General features: G+C 76.0%; 23 protein-coding genes and 1 pseudogene. 15 read left to right on the plus strand and 9 right to left on the minus strand.

All coding sequences use genetic code 11. The features are described 5' to 3' along the window. Positions 1-57 precede the first annotated feature (57 nt). The gene (locus ACYVOF_RS01680) at positions 58-1,416 is read left to right on the plus strand and encodes a hypothetical protein (protein WP_460863699.1); all 1,359 of its coding nucleotides are present in this window, start codon (positions 58-60) and stop codon (positions 1,414-1,416) included. A 19-nt stretch (positions 1,417-1,435) separates the two neighbouring features. Here ACYVOF_RS01680 and ACYVOF_RS01685 read toward each other — a convergent pair whose 3' ends face one another. Beyond that, positions 1,436-2,479: an NAD-dependent epimerase/dehydratase family protein gene (locus ACYVOF_RS01685; protein ID WP_460863701.1), complete on the minus strand. Its 1,044-nt coding sequence runs from the start codon at positions 2,477-2,479 to the stop codon at positions 1,436-1,438. Positions 2,480-2,532: 53 nt separating this feature from the next. Between ACYVOF_RS01685 and ACYVOF_RS01690 the strand changes: the two genes are divergently transcribed. The 3 genes from ACYVOF_RS01690 to ACYVOF_RS01700 all read left to right on the plus strand — a co-directional run bounded on the left by ACYVOF_RS01690 (position 2,533) and on the right by ACYVOF_RS01700 (position 6,185). Next, positions 2,533-4,026: an adenylate/guanylate cyclase domain-containing protein gene (locus tag ACYVOF_RS01690; RefSeq protein ID WP_460864081.1), complete on the plus strand. Its 1,494-nt coding sequence runs from the start codon at positions 2,533-2,535 to the stop codon at positions 4,024-4,026. 258 nt (positions 4,027-4,284) lie between these two features. After that, entirely contained in the window at positions 4,285-5,730 is a 1,446-nt protein-coding gene (locus ACYVOF_RS01695) for an HNH endonuclease signature motif containing protein (protein WP_460863702.1), read from the plus strand. Positions 5,731-5,759: 29 nt separating this feature from the next. Then, positions 5,760-6,185: a PPOX class F420-dependent oxidoreductase gene (locus ACYVOF_RS01700; RefSeq protein ID WP_460863704.1), complete on the plus strand. Its 426-nt coding sequence runs from the start codon at positions 5,760-5,762 to the stop codon at positions 6,183-6,185. Between the two features lie 4 nt (positions 6,186-6,189). Here ACYVOF_RS01700 and ACYVOF_RS01705 read toward each other — a convergent pair whose 3' ends face one another. After that, positions 6,190-7,218 (minus strand): NAD-dependent epimerase/dehydratase family protein, encoded by a 1,029-nt coding sequence (locus tag ACYVOF_RS01705; RefSeq protein WP_460863706.1) that lies wholly within the window; start codon positions 7,216-7,218, stop codon positions 6,190-6,192. Between the two features lie 110 nt (positions 7,219-7,328). Between ACYVOF_RS01705 and ACYVOF_RS01710 the strand changes: the two genes are divergently transcribed. From ACYVOF_RS01710 to ACYVOF_RS01730, 5 genes are all read left to right on the plus strand, one after another. After that, a complete protein-coding gene (locus ACYVOF_RS01710; RefSeq protein WP_460863707.1) occupies positions 7,329-7,529 on the plus strand; it encodes a hypothetical protein in 201 nt (66 codons plus the stop codon). Between the two features lie 40 nt (positions 7,530-7,569). Next, positions 7,570-8,688: a lysylphosphatidylglycerol synthase transmembrane domain-containing protein gene (locus ACYVOF_RS01715; RefSeq protein ID WP_460863708.1), complete on the plus strand. Its 1,119-nt coding sequence runs from the start codon at positions 7,570-7,572 to the stop codon at positions 8,686-8,688. Beyond that, positions 8,688-9,410: a dienelactone hydrolase family protein gene (locus tag ACYVOF_RS01720; protein WP_460863710.1), complete on the plus strand. Its 723-nt coding sequence runs from the start codon at positions 8,688-8,690 to the stop codon at positions 9,408-9,410. The genes ACYVOF_RS01715 and ACYVOF_RS01720 overlap by 1 nt, the downstream gene beginning before the upstream one ends. A gap of 88 nt (positions 9,411-9,498) precedes the next feature. Beyond that, positions 9,499-10,038, plus strand: a complete 540-nt coding sequence (locus ACYVOF_RS01725) for a hypothetical protein (protein WP_460863712.1) — start codon at positions 9,499-9,501, stop codon at positions 10,036-10,038. A gap of 89 nt (positions 10,039-10,127) precedes the next feature. Then, positions 10,128-10,709, plus strand: coding sequence for a TerD family protein (locus ACYVOF_RS01730; RefSeq protein ID WP_460863714.1), 582 nt, complete (start codon positions 10,128-10,130; stop codon positions 10,707-10,709). Positions 10,710-10,712: 3 nt separating this feature from the next. Here the strand turns inward: ACYVOF_RS01730 and ACYVOF_RS01735 are convergent, their stop codons facing one another. Continuing rightward, entirely contained in the window at positions 10,713-12,659 is a 1,947-nt protein-coding gene (locus ACYVOF_RS01735; RefSeq protein WP_460864082.1) for a hypothetical protein, read from the minus strand. A 522-nt stretch (positions 12,660-13,181) separates the two neighbouring features. Next, positions 13,182-14,913 (minus strand): annotated as a pseudogene (locus ACYVOF_RS01740) (nSTAND1 domain-containing NTPase); the annotation flags it as partial. On the opposite strand from ACYVOF_RS01740, the gene ACYVOF_RS01745 reads away from it, so the two are divergent. The 3 genes from ACYVOF_RS01745 to ACYVOF_RS01755 all read left to right on the plus strand — a co-directional run bounded on the left by ACYVOF_RS01745 (position 14,810) and on the right by ACYVOF_RS01755 (position 16,238). Beyond that, positions 14,810-15,049: a LuxR C-terminal-related transcriptional regulator gene (locus ACYVOF_RS01745; RefSeq protein ID WP_460863715.1), complete on the plus strand. Its 240-nt coding sequence runs from the start codon at positions 14,810-14,812 to the stop codon at positions 15,047-15,049. The pseudogene ACYVOF_RS01740 and the gene ACYVOF_RS01745 sit on opposite strands and share 104 nt — an antisense overlap. A gap of 122 nt (positions 15,050-15,171) precedes the next feature. Continuing rightward, the gene (locus tag ACYVOF_RS01750) at positions 15,172-15,726 is read left to right on the plus strand and encodes a YceI family protein (RefSeq protein WP_460863717.1); all 555 of its coding nucleotides are present in this window, start codon (positions 15,172-15,174) and stop codon (positions 15,724-15,726) included. A gap of 44 nt (positions 15,727-15,770) precedes the next feature. Continuing rightward, the gene (locus ACYVOF_RS01755) at positions 15,771-16,238 is read left to right on the plus strand and encodes a DUF3054 domain-containing protein (RefSeq protein ID WP_460863719.1); all 468 of its coding nucleotides are present in this window, start codon (positions 15,771-15,773) and stop codon (positions 16,236-16,238) included. On the opposite strand, the gene ACYVOF_RS01760 is transcribed toward ACYVOF_RS01755, so the two are convergent. Beyond that, on the minus strand, positions 16,231-16,983 hold the full coding sequence (locus tag ACYVOF_RS01760) for a TSUP family transporter (protein WP_460863721.1): 753 nt from the start codon (positions 16,981-16,983) through the stop codon (positions 16,231-16,233). The two genes, ACYVOF_RS01755 and ACYVOF_RS01760, sit on opposite strands and share 8 nt — an antisense overlap. Positions 16,984-17,001: 18 nt before the next feature. Here ACYVOF_RS01760 and ACYVOF_RS01765 point away from each other — a divergent pair, with 18 nt between their 5' ends. Next, a complete protein-coding gene (locus tag ACYVOF_RS01765; protein ID WP_460863722.1) occupies positions 17,002-17,784 on the plus strand; it encodes a DUF427 domain-containing protein in 783 nt (260 codons plus the stop codon). A 25-nt stretch (positions 17,785-17,809) separates the two neighbouring features. Here the strand turns inward: ACYVOF_RS01765 and ACYVOF_RS01770 are convergent, their stop codons facing one another. After that, on the minus strand, positions 17,810-18,979 hold the full coding sequence (locus ACYVOF_RS01770) for a hypothetical protein (RefSeq protein ID WP_460863724.1): 1,170 nt from the start codon (positions 18,977-18,979) through the stop codon (positions 17,810-17,812). 78 nt (positions 18,980-19,057) lie between these two features. Between ACYVOF_RS01770 and ACYVOF_RS01775 the strand changes: the two genes are divergently transcribed. Further along, positions 19,058-20,548 (plus strand): peptide MFS transporter, encoded by a 1,491-nt coding sequence (locus ACYVOF_RS01775; RefSeq protein ID WP_460863726.1) that lies wholly within the window; start codon positions 19,058-19,060, stop codon positions 20,546-20,548. Positions 20,549-20,568: 20 nt separating this feature from the next. Continuing rightward, positions 20,569-21,027 (plus strand): DUF5313 family protein, encoded by a 459-nt coding sequence (locus tag ACYVOF_RS01780; RefSeq protein WP_460864083.1) that lies wholly within the window; start codon positions 20,569-20,571, stop codon positions 21,025-21,027. Here the strand turns inward: ACYVOF_RS01780 and ACYVOF_RS01785 are convergent. From ACYVOF_RS01785 to ACYVOF_RS01795, 3 genes are all read right to left on the minus strand, one after another. Continuing rightward, the gene (locus ACYVOF_RS01785; RefSeq protein ID WP_460863728.1) at positions 21,012-21,596 is read right to left on the minus strand and encodes a DUF305 domain-containing protein; all 585 of its coding nucleotides are present in this window, start codon (positions 21,594-21,596) and stop codon (positions 21,012-21,014) included. The two genes, ACYVOF_RS01780 and ACYVOF_RS01785, sit on opposite strands and share 16 nt — an antisense overlap. Before the next feature lie 73 nt (positions 21,597-21,669). After that, a complete protein-coding gene (locus ACYVOF_RS01790) occupies positions 21,670-22,032 on the minus strand; it encodes a DUF6153 family protein (protein ID WP_460863730.1) in 363 nt (120 codons plus the stop codon). Positions 22,033-22,078: 46 nt separating this feature from the next. Then, positions 22,079-23,017 carry a lytic transglycosylase domain-containing protein gene (locus ACYVOF_RS01795; protein WP_460863731.1) on the minus strand — a complete coding sequence of 313 codons (939 nt, stop codon included), beginning with the start codon at positions 23,015-23,017 and terminating at the stop codon, positions 22,079-22,081. Positions 23,018-23,181: the final 164 nt, after the last annotated feature.

Below are 23,181 nucleotides of genomic sequence, written 5' to 3' on the forward strand. Positions count from 1 at the left end.
CCCCGCCACACGGTCGCGTCCGGGGGGCCCGTCGCGGTGACGCCTATCGTCGGGGACGTGCTCGACGACCGGCCCGCGGCCACCCGCACCCGTCCCGCCCGCCGCCGGGTCCGGGGCGACGTTGTCGCCGTGGTGCTCGCCGCCGCGCTGCTGCTGGCCGCGATCCGCGTCCCGTACCTGCTCAGCGAGCAGCAGCGCGCCGAGCTCAACGCCTCCGCGGCCCCGCTCTACGCCTGGTGGCAGCCCCACTGGAGCCCGTCGTCGTTCACCTCGGCGGTGCTGGTGCTGCTGGTCGCCGCGTACGCGCCCGGGCTGGCGCAGCGGCTGCCGTGGCGCGGTCTGCTCGCCGCGACGTGGGCGCTGGGGCTCACCTGGTCGATGTCGGTGAACCTCGTCGACGGGTGGCGGTACGGCTTCGCCGACCGGCAGACCGACGGCAACGAGTACGTGCCGTTCGTGTCGCAGGTCACCGACGTCGGGGCGTTCCTGCGCGGGTTCGACGCCCGGATCCTCGAGGGCGTGCCGGGCTCGCTGCCCACCCACGTCTCCGGCCACCCGCCCGGCGCGACGCTGCTGTTCGTCTGGATCGACCGGATCGGCCTCGGCGGGCCCGTCATGGCCGGCTGGTTCTGCACCGTCGTCGGCACCCTCGGGGCGGTGGCCGTGGTGGTGGCGCTGCGCGCCCTGGTCGACGAGCAGACCGCGCGGCGGGCCGCGCCGTTCCTCGCCTTCGCCCCCGCCGTGCTGTGGATCACCGTCTCCGCCGACGCCGTCTTCCTCGGGGTCACGGCGTGGGGCGTCGCGCTGCTGGCGCTGGCCGCGACCGGCCGGGTGCGGGTGCCGTGGCTGGCGGCGGCCGGGGCCGGCCTGCTGCTCGGCTTCGGGATCTACCTGTCCTACGGGCTGGTGATCATGGGGGTGCCCGCGGTGGCGGTGCTCGTCGTGGCGCGGACGTGGCGCCCGCTGGTGCCCGCCGTGCTCGCCGCGCTGGCCGTCGTCGCCGCGTTCACCCTCTCCGGGTTCTGGTGGCTCGACGGCTACCACCTGGTCGTGGAGCGCTACTACCAGGGCATCGCCTCCGAGCGGCCGTTCTCCTACTGGGGCTGGGCCAACCTCGCGTCGCTGCTGTGCGCGGTCGGCTTCGCCACCGTGGCCGGCCTGCAGCGCACGCTGCGGCCCTCCCAGCTGCGGGTGCGGCCCGGGCTGGTCGCCCTCGTCGGCTCCGGCGCGCTCATGATCGCCGTCGCCGACCTCTCGGCGCTGAGCAAGGCCGAGACCGAGCGGATCTGGCTGCCGTTCGCGATCTGGCTGCTGGCCGCGTGCGCCGCGCTGCCGCTGCGCCACCACCGGTTCTGGCTGTTCGTGCAGGGCGTGCTGCCGATGGTGATCGTCCACCTGGTGCTCACCAACTGGTGAGCCGGTCGGCCGGGCCGGACTAGTCGCCCCGCAGCGGGGCGCTCGCGAAGGCGGCGATGCCCGCGGTCGGCGTGACCTCGGCGGTGAAGCCGAGCTCGGCGGTGGCGCGCTCCGGGCTGGCGACCACGTGGCGCACGTCGCCGGAGCGGTACTGCCCGGTGGTCACCGGCGCGGGGCCGCCGGCGGCCGCGGCCAGGGTGGTTGCGACCTCGCCGATGGTCACCGGGTGCCCGGAGCAGACGTTGAACGGCTCGAAGCCGGGCCGGTCGGCCTCGACGGCGGCCAGGTTGGCCCGGGCGATGTCGGAGACGTGGACGAAGTCGCGGACCTGGCCGCCGTCCTCGAACACCCGCGGCGGCTGCCCGGCGGCGAGCGAGGACCGGAAGATGGCCGCGACGCCGGAGTACGGGGTGTCGCGGGGCATGTGCTCGCCGTAGACGTTGTGGTAGCGCAGCGCCGTCACCGCGCCGCCCGTGGCCAGCGACCAGGCCAGGGCGTAGTTCTCCTGCGCCAGCTTCGACGCCGCGTAGGTGCTGCGGGGCTTGACGGGGGCGCCCTCGTCGACCAGGGCCCAGCGCACCGGCTCCCCGCACACCGGGCAGGTGCCGTCGAACCGGCCCGCGTCGAGGTCGGCGGTGGTGCGCGGGCGGGGCACGACGTCGCCGTGGTCGTCGCAGCGGTAGCGGCCCTCGCCGTAGACCACCATCGAGCTGGCCAGCACCAGCCGGGAGCAGCCCGCGTCGGCCATGGCGGCCAGGACGACCGCGGTGCCGAGGTCGTTGTGCCCGGCGTAGGCGGGGGCGTCCGCGGCGTCGACCCCCGCGCCGACCATCGCGGCCTGGTGGCAGACGACGTCGGCGTCGCGGGCCAGGGCGGTCATGGCGTCGAGGTCGCGGACGTCGGCGTGCGTGACGTCCGCGGGCAGGGCGGCCCCCTCGCCGTGCGCCGCGGCCAGCATGATGTCGACCCCCGTCACCTCGTGCCCGGCCGCGGTGAGGGCGTCGCGGACGTGGCCGCCGATGAAGCCGGCCGCGCCGGTGAGGAGGACTCGCACGCCGCACACGGTAGAGCGGACCCCCGGTCGACGCCCCGCCTAGGGTGATCCGGGTGCACCGGGTGACGGAGCTGTGGCGACGGGTGGTGCGCAGCCCCTGGTCGTCCTACGCCGCCGGCAACGTCGCCGCGAACGCCGTCGGTGCCGCGATCGTGTTCGTCATCCTGGGCTTCGCCTTCCCCGTCACCGCCTCGGCCGGGTTCGGCGAGCACCGCACCCGGACCGTCGTCGTCTTCGGGGCCTACGTCCTGCTGGCCGCCGTGGTGGGCGCGGTGCTGTTCCTGCGCTCCGTCGGGCCGGTCGTGCTGTGGCGGCGCCGGGGCGGGCCGCCGACCGAGGCCGAGCACGACGCCGCGCTGCGGCTGCCGAACCGCCAGCTGCTCATCGTCGGTGCCCTGTGGACGGTGGGCGGGGCGGTGTTCGTCGCCCTCGTCGCGCCCGGCTCGCCCACGCTCGCCGGGGCGGTGGCGTTCACCGTCGCCATGGGGGCCGCCGCGAGCTGCAGCCTGGGGTACCTCGTGGCGGAGCGGGTGCTGCGGCCGGTCACCGCCGCGGCGCTGGAGTCCGCGGTGCCGGTGCGCTCCACCGCCCCGGGCGTGCGCACCCGGGTGCTGCTCACCTGGGCCGCGGGCAGCGGGGTGCCCCTGGTCGGGGTGGTCCTCGTCGGCGTCGCCCAGCTCAGCGGGGTGCTCGAGGGCAACCAGGTGTCGGTGGCCGTGCCGGTCACGGTGCTCGGCGGCTTCGGCCTGGTGGTCGGTCTCGGGGCGGTCGCGCTCGCGGTGCGGGCGATCACCGACCCGGTGCAGCAGGTGGGCCGGGCGCTGGCCGAGGTGCGCGAGGGTCGGGTCAACGTCACGGTCGACGTCTACGACGGCAGCGAGATCGGGGAGCTGCAGGTCGGGTTCAACGACATGGTCCGCGGCGTCGCCGAGCGCGAGCGGCTGCGGGACCTGTTCGGCAAGCACGTGGGCCAGGACGTGGCGCGCCGCGCCCTGGAGCACGGCACCCGGCTCGGCGGCGAGGTCCGCGAGGTGGCGGTGCTGTTCATCGACCTCGTCGGGTCGACGGCGCTGGCCGCGGAGCGCCCGCCCGACGAGGTGGTGCTGACGCTGAACGAGTTCTTCCGCGTCGTCGTCGACGTCGTCGACCAGCACCACGGCTTCGTCAACAAGTTCGAGGGTGACGCCGCGCTGGCCGTGTTCGGCGCCCCCATCGACCACGACGACGCCGCCGGGGCCGCGCTGACCGCGGCCCGGCACCTGAGGCTCACCCTGCGCGACCTCATCGACTTCGACTTCGGCATCGGCATCTCCTCCGGCGAGGCGGTGGCCGGGAACATCGGTGCGGCACAACGCTTCGAGTACACCGTGATCGGCGACCCGGTGAACGAGGCGGCCCGCCTCACCGAGCTGGCCAAGACCCGCCGCGGCCGGGTGCTGGCGTCGGCCCGCACGGTGGAGCGGGCCGACCCGGAGGAGGCCGACCACTGGAAGGTCAAGGGCCGCACCCGGCTGCGCGGGCGCACCACAGTCACCCGGACGGCCGAGCCGGCGTAGGTCCGCGGCCGCGCCGCCGTCCTCCGAGCGCTGGCCCGCGGTTGTCCACAGGGTGGTTCTGGTCGTGGTTCTTGTCGGTCCCCACTCGTAGAATCGCACACGTGTTCGACACCCTGACTTCCGAGGCGGCTGCTGTGGCGGCGCTGCGCGCTGCGGGTCGGGCCGAGTCGGCCGCGACGGCGGCGAAGCTGCGGTTGGCGGCGGGGTTGGTGGCGGACCGGCGGCGCGGGTCGGACCCGGACGCCGCCGGAGTTCGCCGTGCTGGAGGTCGGGGAAGCGCTGGGGGTCTCGACGCACGCGGCGCGGCTGGTGGTGTTCCACGGGGAGCAGCTGCGCGACGACGTCCCCGCGCTCGGGCGTGCGTTGGCCGCTGGGGACCTGACCTGGGTGGTGTGCCGCACCCTGTTGGACCGGCTCACCCACCTCACCGGGGTCGATGCGGCGGTGCGGGCCCGGGTCGAGGCCCAGGTGCTGGACCGGGTGCAGGGTAGGGCCCTGACCGCGGGGGCGGCCGGGGCCGCGTGTGACCGGGTGCTGGCCGCCGTCGACCCGGACCTACTGCGGGCCCGGGCGCGGCGGGCCGTGGGGGACCGCGAGGTGCGGGTGTACCCGGAGACCGACGGCATGGCCGGGGTCCACGGGCTGCTCGGGGCGCAGGACGGGCGGGCGGTCGATGCCCGGCTCGACGAGCTCGCCGCCGGGCCCTGTGCCCGGGACCCGCGCACGGTGGCCCAGCGCCGGGCCGACGCCCTCGTCGCCGTCATGGCCGGGGACCGCCGGCTGCGGTGCACCTGCGGACACGACGCCTGCCTGCTCACCGGAGACAGCCTCGACCTGTCCCACCCGGCCCCGCCCCGCCCCCGGGCGGAGATCCACGTCATCGTCGCCGCCGAGACGTTGGCCGGGGCCGCGGACCTGCCCGGGATCCTGCGCCGGCTGGGGGTCATCGACCCCGACACCGTCCGCCGGTTGGCCACCGACGCCACCTGGCGGGCCCTGCTCACCCTCGACGGCACCCCCGTCCACCTCGGACGGGCCCAACCCGCCGGCATGGTCATCAGCGGCCCAGCCGACGGCACCAGCAGCTCAGCGGTCCCGGCCGCGCTGCGCCGGACCGCGGCCACCGGCCCGGTGGTGTGCGTGGACCACCCGGACCCGGACATCGACCCGTCGGTGCTGCGCTACACCCCCTCACCCGCCCTGGCCGCGTTGGTGCGCGACCGGGACGGGCACTGCCGGTTCCCCGGCTGCACCGTCCCGGCCACCGGGTGCGACCTCGACCACGTCATCCCCTACAACCACGACAACCCCAGGGCCGGTGGGTGGACCACCGTGGTGAACGTGGGATGCCTGTGCCGCCACCACCACCGCGCCAAGACCGCCGGCGTCTGGACCGTGGCCATGGACCCCGACGGCACCCAGCACTGGACCAGCCCCACCGGACAATCCACCACCACCCGACCCGACGGACTCCCCCCGACCCCCGGCGAGCACGGCCCCCCCATTCCCGCCGCAGACCGACCCGACTGCACACCACCCCGGACCCGTCACAGGCGGGGGCTCGAGAACGACCTCGACCACGCCCTCACCCAGCACCACGACCTGCAGCACAACCACCGCACCCGCCGGCAGTGGCACGACCACGACCACCCACCCCCGACACCACCACCCCCACCACCCGACGATGACCCGCCGCCCTTCTAGGACCGGCGCGGCCTGGCTAGCGTGGGCCCATGGCCTCGCTGACCGACCCCGCCGTGCGCGACTTCCTCGCCCACGGCACCCGCACCGGCAAGCTCGCGTGGACCGCGCAGGACGGCCGGCCCCTGGTTGCGCCGATCTGGTTCCTCGTCGAGGAGGACACGCTGGTGCTCAACACCGGCGCCGACACCGCCAAGGGTCGGGCCCTGGCCCGCGACCCCCGCGTCGCGCTGTGCGTGGACCTCGAGGAGCCGCCCTACGGCTTCGTCCAGGTCCAGGGCACCGTCGAGCTCTCCGAGGACCCGGACGAGCTGCTGCGCACCGCCACCGCCCTCGGCGCGCGGTACATGGGGGCCGAGAGGGCCGAGGAGTTCGGCCGCCGCAACGGCGTCCCCGGCGAGCTCGTCGTGCGCATCCGCCCCACGAAGGTCATCGCCAGCCTCGACATGACGGCCTGAGCGGCTACAACGCGGCGGCCATCCCGTCCAGCGTCTCCTGCGCGGTGTGCTCCGGGGTCCACCCGAGGTCGCGCTTCGCCTTCGACGTGTCCATCGTGACCGGGGCCCGGAAGATGTGGATCCACTCCGCCGCCGCCGGCACCCACGGCAGCGTGGCCAGCACCCGCGACGCCACCGTCGCCGTCACCTGCGGCACCCGGACCGACAGCGCGCCCACGGCCTTCGCGATGTCGGACATCGTCACGGTGCCGTCCCCGGCGATGTTGTAGTCACCCGCCGGCGCCTCCGACGTCGCCGCCAGCGCCACGGCCGACGCGACGTCGTCGTGGTGCACCAGCTGCACCGGCGTCCCGGGGTCGGGGATGACGCCCTTCGGCCCCGGCACGGCCCCGACCAGCCCGCGCAGCACGGACGGCAGCGCGTCGGTCACCTGCTGCCACGGCATGTACCGGGCCAGCGCGGGCGCCCCCGGCCCGGAGACGATGCACGGCCGCAGCACGTACACCGCGAGGTCGGTCGCGTCGGTCACCTCGTGCAGCAGAGCCTCGCACTCCGCCTTCTGCTCCGAGTAGTAGTGCTCGGCCGATCCGCGGGCGGGCACGTCCTCGGTGAGCGGCACCGGGTTGTCGGAGTGGTAGCCGTAGGCGGCGACCGACGAGGTGTAGACGAGCCGCCCGGGCCGCGAGGCCGCCACCGTCGCCTCGAAGACGTTGCGGGTGCCGGCCAGGTTCGTGCGCCGGCTCTCCTCCCGCGACCCCATGATCAGGTACGCGAGGTGCACGACGACGTCCGCGTCCGCGACGAGGGAGTCCACGGCCTCGCGGTCGAGCATGTCGCCCTGGCGGTACTCCGTCTTCTCCCACCCACGCGAGCCCGGGTCGAACGGCCGGCGCGCCATCCCCAGCACCCGGCCGACCCGCTCGTCACGCTCCAGGGCGTCGACCACCGAGGCGCCGATCTCGCCGGTGGGGCCGGTGACGGCGACGGTCAGCAGGGTCTCGGCACGGGCACGGGCACGGGCGCGGGGAGGCATGGTCCGCATCCAACCGCAGCCCGCGCCCCCCGGCCGGACGGCGCACCGCCCCCAGCGACCTGCCACCGCGCTGCCAGCACCGCCACAGAGCCGGCTTCCACGGTGGAGCCGTGACCACCACCGCACCCCGCCCCCGCACCCGTCCGCTCGCCCGCCGGTCGCCCGCGCGCCGCCGCCCGGTGCCGCCGATGCCCCGCCGTGGCGCGGCCGTCCCGGCCCCGCCCGCGCTGCACGTCCTGCACGGCCCCTGGACCCTCACGGTCGTCGAGGCCGCCCCCGACGCGCCGCCCATCACGCCCACCACCTGGTGAGGCGCGGACCCCGAGCAGGGGCGATCGCTACCCTGCACGGGTGTCGACCTCACACGACGCCCCCTCGGGGGTCCGTCGGCGTTCCCGCGCGCAGGTGTGGCGCTGGGTCGTCGCCGCGGCCGTCGTGGTCGTCCTGTCCGTCGAGGTCGTCCTGCTGGCCCCCTCCATCACCGGCGCCGTCCGCCGCCTCGGCTCGGTCAACTGGCTGTGGATCGCCGCCTGCATCCTCGCCGCGGCCGCCTCCCTCTCCGCGTTCGCCCGCATGCAGCGCCGCCTGCTCGGGGCCGCGGGCGTGCGCGTCCGGCAGATCTCCTCGGTCGCCGTCACCTACGCCGCCAACGCGCTGAGCGTCACCCTGCCCGGCGGCCCGCTGTTCGCCACCACCTTCACCTACCGCCAGTCGCGGCGGTGGGGCGCCAGCCCGGTCGTCGCGTCCTGGCAGCTCGCCATGGCGGGGGTGCTCTCCACCGGCGGCCTCGCCGTGCTCACCGCCGCGGCCGCCCTCGTCGTCGGGGGAACGGCCAACCCCGCCGCCCTCGCCTCCGCCGTCCTCGCGGTCGCCGTCCTGGTGCTCGGCGTCCGCTGGGTCGCGGCCAACCCCGAGCGGCTGGTCACCCTGGGCCGGGTGGTGCTGCGCTGGGTCAACGCGCTGCGCGGCCACCCCGCCGAGGAGGGGCTGGACCGCTGGCGGGAGATCCTGGCCCAGCTCGAGTCGGTCCAGCTGGGCAAGCGCGACGGGGCCGCCGCGTTCGGCTGGGCGGGGTGGAACTGGATCGCCGACGTCGCCTGCCTCGGGTTCGCCTGCTACGCCACCGGCGCGCACCCCAGCATCGCCGGGCTGGCCATCGCCTACGCCGCGGGCAAGGCGGTGGGCACGGTCCCGCTGCTGCCGGGCGGGCTCGGCGTCGTCGACGGCGCGCTGACCGCGGCCCTGGTCGCGGGCGGCCTGACGGCGGCCGAGGCGCTGCCCGCGGTCATCGTCTACCGGCTGATCAGCTTCGTCCTCGTCGCCGCCGTCGGCTGGGTCACCTTCGCGGTCATGTTCCGCGCCCACAACCACGACCACCCCGACGACGTCGACACCGCGGGCAACCCGCTGCCCGACGTCCCCCGGCCCGCGGTGTCCAGCCGTGAGCACCGCCCCGACCGAGGAGACTGATGCAGACCGACCATGTCGTCCCGCTGCCCGACGGCCGCACCATGCGCGCGACCCTCGCCGTGCCCAGCGGGGACGCCCCCGAGGGTGGGTGGCCGGGCGTGCTCGTCGTCCACGAGGTGTTCGGCTGGACCCAGGAGATCGCCGACGTGGCCGACACCTTCGCCGCGCGCGGCTGGGTGGCCGTGGTGCCCGACGTCTTCTCGGCGGGCACGAGGATCGGCTGCCTGGTCCGCAGCCTGCGCGAGGTGCAGGCCGGCACGCCCGGGCCCGTCACCGACGACCTGCACTCGGTCCTGGCCTGGCTGCAGGGCCGCGACGAGGTCGACGGCGCCCGCACCGCCACCATCGGCTTCTGCATGGGCGGCGCCTTCGCCCTCCTGCTGGGCACCCTGGGCCCCGACGGGCTGCGCGCGGTCTCCGACAACTACGGCCTCGTCACCGGGGAGAACGCGGACCTGGCCGCGTGCCCGCCCGTCATCGGCTCGTTCGGCGACGACGACGTCCTCGCGGGCAAGGTCGCCACCCCGCTGCGCCGCGAGCTCGACGCCGCCGGCGTGGTCAACGACGTGGTGTCCTACCCGGGCGCGAAGCACTCCTTCCTCACCGGCAACCACCGGGTGTTCGGCATCCTGCCGATCCCCGGCACCGCCTACGTCGAGTCGGTGGCGACGCCGGCGTGGCAGCGCATCTTCCGCTTCCTCGACGAGCACGTCCGCGCCTGATCCGCGCTGGTCAGGGCCCCACGGCCCTGTGGACAACCCCGGTCGGAGGACGGCCCCGGCCGGGGCACGCCGCCTAGCGTGACGACCCGTGCCCCGACACCGCCGACGAGACGCCCCCACCCGCAGCCGCCGGCCGCTCGTCCTGGGCGCTGCCGCGCTCGTCGCGGCGGTGCTCGGCGTCGTCGTGCTGCGGGGGCTGCTCAGCGCCCCCGTGCTCGCGCCGGCACCGGGGCCGGCGGCCGCGCCCGCCCCGGTGCTCGCCGCGGACGCGGTCCCGGTGACGGCACCCGGCCCGGCCCCGCAGACCCCAGAACCGGCCACCCCTGCGCCCACGACTCCCGCCCCGGCGTCGGACTGCGGGCGGGCCGAGCCGCTCGTGGTCGCCTCCGGCCCGCTGGCCCGGGTCAGCATCTGCGGACCCGACGGCGGGGACGGCGCCACCTACCGCGCCACCCGGGCCTCCGACGGCGCGTCCGTGGTGCTGCCTGCCGAGCGGGACGGCGCCAGCTGGACCGCCCGCAGCGGCGAGGTCACCTACCGGCTCGGCGACGCCGAGCTGCTCATCACCCGGGCGGGCGCCGTGCTGGAGCAGCAGGAGCTCGAGGCGTGGTGGCAGCGGCCGGGCTGAGGAGGGTCCAGGTTTGCGCGCCGGGTCGCCCGCGGGCACGGTGGAGCAGGGGCGGCACGCGGCCGTCGCACGGCACGAGGAGGTTCCGGATGGTCGTCAGCCTGGGCAAGGGCGGCAACGTCTCGTTGACCAAGGAGGCCGGGGACGTCGGTCTGTCCTCCGTGCTGGTCGGGCTGGGCTGGGACGTCCGCGCCACCACCGGGGACGACTTCGACCTCGACGCCTCGGCGCTGGCGTGCGGCACGAACGGGAAGGTGCTGTCGGACAACCACTTCGTCTTCTTCAACAACCTGAGCTCGCCCGACGGCGCCATCACCCACACCGGGGACAACCTCACCGGTGAGGGTGAGGGCGACGACGAGTCCATCATCGTCGACCTCGCGAAGCTGCCGGCCGAGGTCGACCGCGTCGTCATCCCGGTGACCATCTACGACGCGGACAACCGCCGCCAGAGCTTCGGGCAGGTGGGCAACGCGTTCATCCGGATCGTCAACCAAGTCAACGACTCCGAGCTGGCGCGCTACGACCTGACCGAGGACGCCTCGACCGAGACGGCGATGATCTTCGGCGAGCTGTACCGGCGCGGGGCGGAGTGGAAGTTCCGCGCGGTGGGCCAGGGTTACGCCTCGGGCCTGCGCGGCATCGCGCTGGACTACGGCGTCAACGTCTGACGGTCACCGGCAGGGCGGGGAGAACGGCACGCCGACGGCGTAGGTGCGCCACTCCTCCTCGGTGATCGGGTCGCCGACCTCGGCGCACACCTGCGCCGCCGCGGCGTCCGGGTCCGTCGTCCACACCCGTCCCGCGGTGGAGTCGTCGCCCCCGAAGGCGAGCAGCCGTCCACCAGCCGGTGTGAAGAGCACCGTGTAGGGCTTGCCGCCCGTCCGGGTCAGCGTCGCGTCCAAGGTCGGGCTCCCCGCGGCGTCGACCTGCCACAGCCAGACCGACCCGTCGCGGCTGGCGGCGGCGACGCGGCTCCCGTCCCCGGTCAAGGCGGTGGCGACCACCCCGCCGGCCGGCCCGCGGGCGCGGCCGACCTCACGGGCGCCGGCCGGGTCGCGGAGGTCGAAGACGCCCACCGTGCGGTCGTAGCTGCCGGCCACGAGCCGCGTCGAGTCGGCGCTGAACGACACCGACGCCACGGTGTTGGTGAACCCGCCCAGCGGGGCCAGCGGCCGGGGCTCCCCCCCACCCGTCAGGTCCCACAGCCGCACCGTGTCGTCCCCCGCCGCGGCGGCGAGCGTGCGGCCGTCCGGGCTCTGCGCCGCACCGAGGACGACGTTGCCGACGACGAGGCGGCCGAGCTCCCGCGGGGCGGCGGGGTCGCTGACGTCCCAGCGCACGACCACCCCCGGGTCGAGCGAGGCGGTCAGGGTGCGCCCGTCGGCGCTGAACGACGTGCTCTGCACGAGGCCCAGGCCGGTGGCGGCCGGCGTCCCCAGGACGACGGGGCGGGCGGGGTCCGAGACGTCCCAGAGCGCGACCGAGCCCCCGGACGTGCCGCTGGCCACCACCCGCCCGTCGGGTCGCACCGACGGGCTGCTGTCGAGCCGCTCACCGGCGGGGGGCAGCAGGTCGGCCCCCAGCCGACGTGGCCCGCCGGGCGCGGCGAGGTCCCACAGCAGCACCCGCTGGTCGGACCCGTTCGGCCCGACCACGAGCACGCGGCCGTCGGCGCTGACGTCGGTGAAGAAGACGGAGTCGGCCGCCCCGGCCAGCGGGGCCTGCGCGAGCGGCCAGAGCCGGGCCGTGCCGTCGCCCGAGGCGGTGGCCACGACCGAGCCCCCGGGCAGGAACCACGCCTGCGTGACGACGGTGGGACCGGTCAGCACCGTGCGGGTCCGCCCGGACGCGACGTCCCACAGGAGGGTCCGGTTGTCCGACCCGCCGGCCACGACCTCGGCACCGTCGGCGGAGAAGCCCACGTCGTTGACGTAGCTCGTCAGCCCGTCCAGGGTCCGCGGCGACACGACCGGCGCCCGCGGGTCGCCGACGTCGACGAGCCGGACGACCTTGTCCTTCGCCCCGATGGCGAGGGTCCGGTCGTCGGGGCTGAAGGCCAGGCTGAGGACGAAGTTGGACGCGGCGGACCCGGGCACGGTGGCCAGCAGCACCGGCGTCGCGGCGGGGTCGGCGACGTCCCACAGCTTGGCGGTGCCGTCGGACGCACCGGTCGCCAGCAGGGCACCCGTGGTGTCGAACGCGGCGGTGTAGAGCGGCCCGGTCTCGGTGACCGGGGGCAGCGCGCTCGCAGTGCCGTCGGCGGCGACCGACCAGCGGTGCAGCAGACCGTCGGCGGACGCGGCCACGAGCTGGGACCCGGTGGGGGCCCACCGGAGCCGACGCACGGTGCCCGTGGCCCCGGACGCCCCCGCTCCGAGCAGCCTGGGCGCGGTCGGGTCGCTGATGTCGACGAGCCGGACCAGGCCGGACTTGCCCGCGACCGCGAGCCGCGTCCCGGTGGGGTCGATGGCGGCGGCGTAGAGCGCGGGGTCGCCCGTCGCGGCGTCGAGTCGGCCGACCGTGGTCGTCGTCGTGCCCGAGACCCGGTCCAGCTCCACCGTCCCGTCCGCCCGGGCGACCGCGAGCACGTCCCCGTCCGGGGTGCTCGCGACCGCCATCGACCCCTGCGTGCCCGTGGCCCGGCCCGGGGTGACCCCGGCGGTCGTGTCGAGCAGCGCCGAGCGGGCGGGCGCGGACGGGTCGGTCCGGTAGGCGGCGAGGGCGAGCTGCGCGGCCAGGCTGGGGTCGCGGTCGCGCAGCGCGCTCGACTCCCCGGCGAGCTGGATCGCGATCGCGGCGTCGCGCGCCTGCTCCGCCGCGGCCTGCTGCTGGTCCGCCCGGCGCACGGCCAGGCCCGCCACGAGGGCGAGCACGAGAGCCAGCACCCCGAACGCCACCGCGGCCGACGTCAGCCGCACGAGCCGGCGCGAGCGCGCCCGCGCGGCCGCGGTCTCAGCCTCGTGGACACGGGCGCCGGCCTCGACGAGGGCCCGCTCGGCGGCGTTGAGCAGCTCGGCCCGCTCGGGGTCGGCGGCCCACTCCTGCACCGCGGCCTGGCGCCCGCCGCGCAGCAGGTACTCCGGTGACCGGTCCGCGGCCTCCCACAGGGCGGCGGCGTCGGCCAGCCGGCGGTGGGTGTGGGCCTGGTCGGCGTACTCCCGGACCCAGGTGCGCAGCCGCGGCCACGCGAGGAGGAGCGCCTCGTGGCTGACCTCGACGGAGTCGTCACCCAGGGTCAGCAGCCGCGCCGCCGCGAAGCGCGCGACGACGCGCTGGGCCGCGCCCGTCGTGTCGGCCAGCTCGGCGGGGGTCGCGACGCGTCGGGTCACCACCTCCCCGTCGACGGACACCAGCCGCAGGAAGACCCAGCGGACCGTCGCCCGGTCGGCCTCGTCGAGCTCGCCGAAGACGTGCTCCGCCGACTGGGCGACGGCCCCGGCCAGGGAACCCGTCGCGCGGTAGTCGGAGACGGTGAGCCGCCCCCCGGCGGCGTCCCAGGTGGCGCAGGGCGTGGGAGAGCAGCGGCAGCGCACCGGGCCGCGACGGCCCCAGGTCGGTCAGCAGCTCCTCGACCAGCGCGGGGTCCACCTCCCGGCCCCGGCGCCGGGCCGGCTCGACCACCGCGTCGCGCAGCTCGGCGGAGTCCATGGCGCCGACCACGACCTGGTGGTCGGCGAGCACCGGCAGGAGCGCGGGCTCCTCGGCCGCCCGGGCGAAGAAGTCGGCCCGGAGCACGAGCACGACGGCGAGCTCGTCGGTGCGTCCGCGCGCCCGCGCGCACAGCCGCTCCAGCAGCGGACCCGCCTCGTCGGCGGGCCGGGCGACGAGCTCCTCGAGCTGGTCGACGACGAGCAACGTCGGGGGATCGAGCTCGTGAAGGGCGGTGGCGAGCGCGTCCCCACCCCGGCCCGGGGTCACCACCACGACCCGGCGACCCGAGAGCGGCCGACCCGGTGCGGTGAGGGCGGGCACCAGTCCTGCGCGGACCAGCGAGGACTTGCCCGCACCCGACGGACCCACCACCGCCACCACACCCGAGCCGTCCGCGACGGCCGCCAGCACGGCCGCGACGGCGACGGCGACGGCGCGGTCCCGGCCGCGGAACAGCGCGGCGTCCTCGGCCTGGTACGGCTCGAGCCCCTTGTACGGCGGGGCGTCGTCACCCCGCCGGGCCCCTCGACGCGCCCGGTCGGCTGCCTCCCACCACGCCGCTCGCGCGGCGGGGTCGGCGACGCCGCACGCGGCCAGCAGCCGCTCGTACCCCTCCCGGCTGGCAGGGGTGGGGACGTGGTTGCCGGCGAACCACCCCGCGAGGGTCCCGTGGAGCACCCCCGACGCCGCGGACGCGCCCCGGACGGTCAGCGCCGCGCGGTTCCGCAGTGCGGTCAGGGCGGCGCCGAGCTCGTCGCGGGACCCCACCGCGGCGGGGTCCGGCACGGTGCCGGTGGGCGGGGTCACAGGCGGACAGTACGGCGGCCGAATGGCGTCCGCCCCCGGTCCGGGAATGGTCTGCGGCCCCGTCCCACGCGTACTGATCCGTGTACGGACTTGTACTGACCCGCCGTGAACCGCCACGTCGAGCCGGTGTCCCCTGCTCGACTGACACCCGCCGAGCCCCACCCGAGAGCAGGAGACGACGACCGTGCGCACCCGACTCGCCCCCGAGCACCGACCCGTCACCGGAATGGCGTGCCGGTGCTCCGCGCCCGACTCCGTCCGTTCCGCGGCGGCCTTGTCGACGGCGGTGCCGACCCCCGTCGCTCCCGCTGTGACCTCCCGCGCGCGGGTGCACCTCTCCGAGCGGGAGGTGGAGGTCCTCGTGGCCTGGCTGCACCTCGAGACGAAGGAGGCGGTCGGGCGGCGGCTCCACATCTCGGTGGGCACGGTGAACACCCACCTGACCCGGGTCCGCGCGAAGTTCGCCGCGGCGGGCCGGCCGGCGCCGACCAAGGCGGCGCTGCTGGCACGGGCGGTGCAGGACGGGCACGTCGACCTCGACGCGTTCTAGGCGGGGGTGACGGAGGTCACCCCGTCCCGTGCTGCGCCGGGAACACCGAGAGGGGTGGCGAGGTTGAGCCGGCCAGAGGTTGAGCCCTCAACCTTGTCGTCCCGGACCTCTTGGAGCTCGCCATGACCACCGCCACCACGCTCACCGGCCTCACCGCAGGCACCTGGGCCATCGACCCCACCCACTCCACCGTCGGCTTCCAGGTGCGCCACCTCATGGTCTCCAAGGTCCGCGGCGGCTTCGACCAGTTCTCCGGCCAGGTCGTCGTGGCCGAGGACGGCACCCCCACCGTCACCGCCGAGATCGTCGTCGACTCGTTCAACACCAAGAACGCCCAGCGCGACGCCCACGTCCGCAGCGCCGACTTCCTCGAGGTCGAGACCTACCCGACGATGACCTTCCGCTCCACCGGTGTCGAGGGCTCCGGCTCGGACCTCACCCTGCGCGGCGAGCTGACCCTGCACGGCGTCACCCGTGAGGTCGAGCTCGAGACCGAGTTCAACGGGGTCAACCCCGGCATGGGCCACGGCCCGGTCGCCGGCTTCGAGGCCACCACCTCCATCAGCCGCAAGGACTTCGGCATCGACATCGAGATGCCGCTCGAGGGCGGCGGCGTCGTCGTGGGCGACAAGGTCCAGGTCACCCTGGAGATCGAGCTCGTCGGCCCCGCGGCCTGAGCGGACCGGGGCGGGCACCGCGGGACGGTCGTACCGTGGTCGGCGTGACCACGCCCGACCCCGGCTCCACCGCGGTGCCCGCCCCTGCCCCCGCCGGTGACGAGGCCGACCGGCCCGCACCCCCGGCCGCCCCCGCGCGCACCGTCGCGGCAGCCCTGCTGGCCGACGCCGTCGCCGTGCTGGCGTTCGTCGTCATCGGCCGCACCAGCCACCAGGAGGGCTCGGCGCTGCTGGGCACCCTCGCGGTGGCGTGGCCGTTCTGGCTCGCCGGCGCCGTCGGCTGGGCCGCCGTCCGCGGCTGGCGCCGCCCGCTGCTCGTCTGGCCCACCGGGGTCGGAGTGCTGGCGGTGACCGTCGTGCTCGCCATGGGCATCCGGGTGCTCACCGGTGCGGGCGCCCCGCTGTCGTTCGTCGTCGTCACCACCATGGTGCTGGCGGTGTTCCTGCTCGGCTGGCGCGCGGTCGCCACCCGGGTGGCCCGCCGTCGCGCCGACCACGACGCCGTCAGCTGAGGCCGAGCCGCAGGGCCAGGCCCAGCCCGGCCAGCGCGATCGCCACCCGCAGCGCCCCCGTCGGCACCCGCCGCCCCACCCAGGGCCCGGCCAGGCCGCCCAGCAGGCACCCCACCGCCAGCGGCAGCGCGGCCGACCACACCACGGGCCCGAACACCGCGAACCCCACCGCGGCGACCGCGTTCGCCGCGAGCAGCAGCAGGTTCTTCAGCGCGTTGGCCCGCAGCAGCTCGCCCCCGTCGGCCAGCAGCAGCAGCGCCAGCAGCAGCACCCCCGCCGCGGCCCCGAAGTAGCCGCCGTAGACCGACACCGCGAAGGTCGCCACCAGCACCGGGGTGCCGCGGCCCCCGCCCCCGGCCCGCCCGGTGCGCAGCGCCCACGCCCGGATCCGCGGCTGCGCCAGCAGCGTCACCGAGGCCAGCCCGATGAGCCACGGCACCACCGCCTCGAACACCCCCGGCGGGGCGGCGAGCAGCAGCACCGCCCCCAGCGCGCCGCCGACCCCGGTCAGCACCATCCCCGACCGCACCCGCGCCCCCTGCCCGACGAGCTCGGTGCGCGAGCTGGCCCCCGCCCCCAGGCCGGTGAAGACCAGGGCGACGGTGTTGGTGACGTTCGCGGCCACCGGGGAGAGCCCCACCGCCAGCAGCGCCGGGTAGGACGCCAGGGACGCCAGCCCGGCGATCGAGCCGAGCAGGCCCGCCAGGACGCCGGCACCGACGAGCAGCAGGGCGTCGGCGAGCACGGGCCTACTCTCGTCGTCGTGGCTCTCACCTCCGGCACCGGCCCGCTCGCCCGCCCCCCGCAGGGGCACCTCAACGGCGACCTGTGGTCGTTCCTGCCCGCCCACGCCGTGTACGTCCACCCGGTGCACGGCCGCATCCGGGCCGTGCTCGACGACGTCACCGTGCTCGACACCTGCGCCGCGGTGCTGCTGCACGAGACGCGGATCCCCCCCGTGCACTACGTGCCCACCGCCGCGCTCGACCCGGCCCTGCTCGAGCCCAGCGACACCAGCACCCACTGCCCGTTCAAGGGCGACGCCGTCTACCACCACCTCCGGGTGGGCGGGCACCTCGTCCGCGACGCCGTGTGGTCCTACCCCGAGCCCAACCCCGAGGTGGCGGTGCTGGCCGACCTCAGCGCGGTCCGCTTCGACGCCGTCGACTCGTGGTGGGAGGAGGACGAACAGCTGCACGCCGGCCCGCGCGACCCGTTCCACCGCGTCGACGTCCGCCGCTCCAGCCGCCACGTGGTGGTCCGGGCCGGGGACACCGTGCTGGCCGAGTCGGACCGGCCCACGGTGCTGCTGGAGACGGGGTACCCGGCCCGGTTCTACCTGCCCGCCGACGACCTGCGGGTGGACCTGACCCCGACGGGCACCACCACCTACTGCCCGTACAAGGGCACGGCGTCCTACGCCTCCGGCGCGGGCGTCACCGACCTCGCCTGGAGCTACCCCGAGCCGTACGACGAGGCCCACGGCGTCGCCGGGCTGTGGTGCCTCGACGGCGAGGGCGTCACCACCGAGGTCACCCCCGGCTGACCGGCGGGGTCCGTCCCCGGGGCGGTCACAGCGCGGGCAGCCACAGCGTCAGCGCCTCGTGGACGGTGAGCTGCTCGCGCAGCGGGCTCAGCGCCGCCAGGTAGAGCGCCAGGACGACGAGCCCCACCGGCAGCCCCACGGGCGCCCCGGGCTGCGGGTCGGGCCGGGCGAGCACCCGGGAGGCGCTGCTCACCAGCCAGGCCGCCCCGAACGCGCACACCCAGCGCGCCCAGTCGGTGCCGGTGGCGAAGGTGAGCAGCAGCGCTGACCCGGGCACCACCACGACCACGGCGAGCCACCCGCGGGGCAGCCGGCGCCGGGCCTCGGCGAGCACGTCGGCCACCCCGGTGGCCCGCAGCCAGCCCAGGTGGACGGCGACGAGGACCGCCCCGACCACGAGCACCGCCGCCTGCGCGCCGTGGTCGAAACCGACCACCCGCCGCAGCGAGTCCCCCACCCCGTCGCCGAGGTAGAACAGCACCGAGTCGCCCCGGGTCTCGGGTCGGGCCGTCGCCTGCAGCGCGGCCGCCTGCGCCGGGGTGGCCGCCCCCAGCACGGTCGCCGCCACCACGGCCACCAGGCCGGGCCCGCCGACCAGCAGCGCGCCCCGCCAGCGGGCGGCGGCGTCCGGGGCCGCGACCACGACCAGGCCCACTGCGGCGGTGCCGGAGTACAGGACGGCGCCCTCGTGGACGAGGGCGACGACGGCCCAGCCCACCCCGCACGCGGCCAGCACCACCGGCCGGGCGCGGCCGCGGGCGGTGGCGAACCCGGTGGCCACGAGCACCGCGAGGCCGAGCTGGTCGGGCCGGCGGTGCAGCCACAGCTGGTCGAGCACGAACGGGCTCGCCGCCAGCAGCACGGCGGTGGCGGCCGCGGCGGCGGTGCGCCGGCGGACCAGGGCCTCGAGCAGGGCGAGCACGGCCAGCGTGGGCACCAGGGCGACGACCACCGCGGCCCAGGTCACCGCCGTCTGCCCGGGGCCGGCGAGCAGGTGCAGCACCTGCCCGGCCAGCCCCCGGCGCACGAAGCCGGCCCGGTAGTCGACCGAGTAGTAGGACCGCGCGAACGGGGTCGGCCCGCGGGTCACCGAGCGGGCCAGCTGCAGCACGACGAGCACACCGACGAGCGCCCGGACCCGGGCCGGTGACCACCCGGTGCCCGCCCGGACCGCGGGCGCAGCGGTGCGGGTCACCGACGCATCGTGCCGGGTCGGGCGGGAGCACCGGGAACCGGTGGTGGCGGGGGCCGCGCGGGAGCAGGATGGGCGGCCGTGGCGGACACGACGAGCACGACCGGGACGACCCGCGGCGACGCGGGGCAGGACGGCTCCGGCCGGTCCTTCCTCGGCCAGCCGCGGGTGCTGGCGAACCTCTTCGGGGTCGAGCTGTGGGAGCGGTTCAGCTTCTACGGCATGCAGGGCATCGTCCTGCTCTACCTCTACTTCAGCGCGGCCGAGGGCGGGCTGGGGCTCAGCGAGGCCAGCGCGACCAGCATCGTCGGCGCCTACGGCGGTCTGGTGTACCTCTCCACCATCGCCGGGGGCTGGCTGGCCGACCGGGTGCTCGGCTCGGAGCGCACCCTGTTCCTCTCGGCCGTCGTCGTGGTCGCCGGGCACGTGGCGCTGTCGCTGCTGCCCGGCCTGCTCGGCGTCGGGGTGGGCCTGGTCCTCATCGCCCTGGGCAGCGGTGGGGTCAAGGCCAACGCCACCGCGCTCGTGGGCACGCTGTACGCCGAGGGGGACACCCGCCGCGACGCCGGGTTCTCGATCTTCTACCTGGGCATCAACCTGGGCGCCCTCGTCGGGCCGCTGCTCACCGGGGTGCTGCAGCAGCGCCTCGGGTTCCACTACGGCTTCGGTCTCGCCGCCGTCGGCATGGCCTTCGGCCTGGCGCAGTACTGGCGCGGCCGCTCGGGCCTGCCGCCGGAGGCCAACCACGTGCCGAACCCGCTGCCGCGCCGGCTGGTGCCGGTGGTGGCCGGGGGCGTGCTCGCGGTGGTCGTCGTGGTCGTCCTCGCCTCGGTGACCGGGCTGCTCACCGCGGCCCGGCTCTCCGACGTGGTCGTGGTGCTGACCGTGCTGGCCACGCTGGTGTACTTCACCGTCATCCTGACCAGCCGCCGCATCACGCGCGTCGAGCGGCGCCGGGTGCTGGCGTTCATCCCGATGTTCGTCGCGAGCGCCGCGTTCTGGTCGCTGTACCAGCAGCAGTTCACCGTGGTGACGGTCTACTCGGACAAGCAGCTCGACCGCGACCTGTTCGGCTTCACCATGCCCGTGAGCTGGGTGCAGTCGATCAACCCGGTGTTCATCATCCTGCTCGCCGGGGCGTTCGCCGGGCTGTGGACGCGGCTGGGCCCGCGCCAGCCGTCCACCCCGGTGAAGTTCGCGCTGGGCACCATCATCATGGGCGTCGCCTTCCTGCTGTTCATCCCCATGGCCTCGACGGTGCCCAACAGCGCGCCGGTGCTGGGACTGACGGGCATCCTGCTGGTGTTCACCGTCGCCGAGCTGCTGCTCTCCCCGGTGGGGCTGTCGCTGTCGACCAAGCTGGCGCCCGAGGTGTTCCGCACCCAGATGGTGGCGCTGTTCTTCCTCTCCGTCGCGCTGGGGACGGCGATGTCCGGGACACTGGCCGGGTACTACAGCGACGACGCCCAGGTGCCGTACTTCGGGATCCTCGGCGGCGTTGCCGTCGTGGTCGGGCTGGTGCTGCTGGCCGCGTCCCGGCCGATCCTGCGACTGATGGAGGGTGTGCGCTGAGCGCTCGTCGACCGTCCCCGCTGCGCTGGGTGGCCTGGGCCTTCGGTGCCCGGCTGCCCCTGCGCCACCGCGACTGGGTGCGCCGGGACCTCACCGGGGACGGCTGGGAGCGCAGGCACTTCACCCGCACCCTGATCCAGTGGACGCCGAGCCTGCTGCTGCTCCTGCTGCCCGGGCCGTGGCTGCTGCGCGCCTCGCTGCCCCTGCTGGTGCTCATCGGGGCGATGTACGTCTCCGCCTCGTACCTGCAGGAGACGCGGGTGCACCGGCTGCAGCGCCACGGCCTGCCCGCCGAGCTCGCCGAGCAGGCCGACGAGACCCGCCGCGACGCCAAGGAGCTCGCCGACCTGGTGCGCATCGAGAAGCGCCGGGCCAAGCTCAAGACCCGCTACAGCGAGGGTGGGGGCCGGGCCGTGCCCGGACGCACGCCCGACGACCGGCGGCCCGACCCCCGCCGTCCTCGTCAGCCCGGCAGCTGAGCCAGCAGGCCGGTCATCTCCTCGATCTCCGCGGACTGACCCTCGGCGATCGACCCGGCCAGGGCCTTCGCCTCGGGGTCCGTCCCGTCGCGCTGCTCCACCTGGGCCATGACGACGGCGCCCCGGTGGTGGGCCAGCATCAGCTCGACCCAGGTGCGGTCGAACTCGGGGCCGGTCGACGTGGCCAGCGAGGTCATCTCGGCGTCGCTCATCATCCCCGGCATGCCGGCCGTGCCGGCCGTGCCACCCGAGGTGTCCGGGGCGGGGGCACCCCACTCGGCCAGCCAGCCGGTCATGGTGGCGACCTCGGGGTCCTGCGCGGCGCGGATGCGCTGCGCCAGGTCTCGGACCCGGGGGTCGCTCGCACCGGCGGGCGCGGGCGCGAGCGCCAGGTCGGCCATGGCCACGGCCTGGGTGTGGTGCGGGACCATCTGCGTCGCGAACGCGACGTCGGCGCCCGCGTGCGGGGCCTCCGGGCTGCTGCAGGCGGGCAGCAGCAGGCCGACCGCGAGGGCGGCCGCGGCCAGGACGGAACGGGTGGTGCGGGTCGTGCGGGTGGTGGTGGGCACAGGGGTCTCCTGGGGTGTCGTGCGGGATCGGGGACGGCGCAGCGCGCGCCCGGCGGTGCCGGGCGCGTGGTGCTCACGTCCGGCTGATCCCCAGCGCGACGAGGTCCACCCGGTCGGGCGGGGCACGGGAGGCGACATCAGCCCCCACCGGGGTCACGACGAGGGGGGCCGCCACCGGCACGGGTGAGGTCGGGCCCGCGGCCGGGGGTGCCAGGGCCGTGGCGGCGCGCATGGTGGCGACGCAGGCGGTGTGGTCGGCGCACGCACGGTCCGGTGCGGCGGCGTGGGGGTCGAGATTCTGCGGAGCGGCCGCGTGCGCGTGGGCGGGGGCCGCGGCGGGGACGGCCGCGTGGGCGGGCAGGCCGTGCATGCCCAGCAGGCCGAGCAGCGCCGTGACGACGAGCACGGCCCGCGCGACCGACCGCCTCGTCCTCACGGCTCCACGGTACGGCCGGGTGCGCCGGCCGGCCGGAGGCGTCGGGTCAGCCGCCGTAGGAGCTGGAGTAGCCGCTCGAGCCGGAGCTGGAGTACCCGGAGCCGCCGCTCGAGCTGCTGCTGTACCCGGAGCTGCTGCCGGACCCCGAGCTGGAGGAGCCGCTCGAGCTGTAGCCGGAGCTGTTGCTCGAGCTGCTGCTGCTGGTGGTCCCGGCGGACGGGGAGCGGCCGGTGAGGTAGGCGGTGGCCCACATCGTGACCTTGGCGACGTACTCGTAGGAGTGGTTGTAGCGGTACACCGCCGTCTGCACCTGGCCGGCGTCGCGCAGGTTCATCCCGCCCGAGCACAGGTAGTGCGCGGTGCCCAGCGCGGAGTCGAACACGTTCTGCGGGTCGGCGATGCCGTCGCCGTTGCCGTCGGCGCCGTAGTGCGCCCACGTGGCCGGCAGGAACTGGGTGGGTCCGACGGCGCGGTCGTAGACCGGGTCGCCGTCGAGCACGCCGTGGTCGGTGTCGGGGACGACGCCGTCGCCGGGACCGCTGCCGTCGAGCACCGGGCCGAGGACCTTCTCGAGCACGGTCCCCTTCGCGTCGGTGCGGCCGTTGTGCACGTGGGTCGACTCGACGTAGCCGATGCCGGCCAGCAGGGTCCAGCTGATGCCGCAGCCGGGCTGCTCGGTGGCCATGCGGGCCTCGGCGCCGCGGTAGGCCGCGTAGGGGATCCCGGGGATGCCCAGCGGGCCCTCCTCCGGCGCCGCCGCGGGCACCGGGGCCGGGGCGGGCACGCCCGCGTACTTGCCGCCGCCGGCGACGTCGCGCCGCGAGGTCAGGGCCTGCACGTCGGCCACCTGGGAGGCGGGTGCGGCCACCGGGGCCACCCCGACGCCGAGGTCGGACGCGCTGGCCCCGGTCGCCGTCGCCGCCAGGGCGAGGCACCCGCCCACGGCCAGCACGGACCGGGCCAGCCAGGTCGTCGGCGTCAGCACGACACGCAGCCGCGCTCGCGCGCTCCCCTGCCCCACTCGTGGACCTCCTCGTCGACACCCGACACCGGGTGCGACTGAGCCCACCCACGCTGATCTCGGGCGACCCTACCCGTGACCTGGCCGTGACACGGAACGGGCGCCCGCAGGCGTGCAGGTCACGGCCA

This window comes from Rhodococcus aerolatus, from assembly GCF_054783215.1.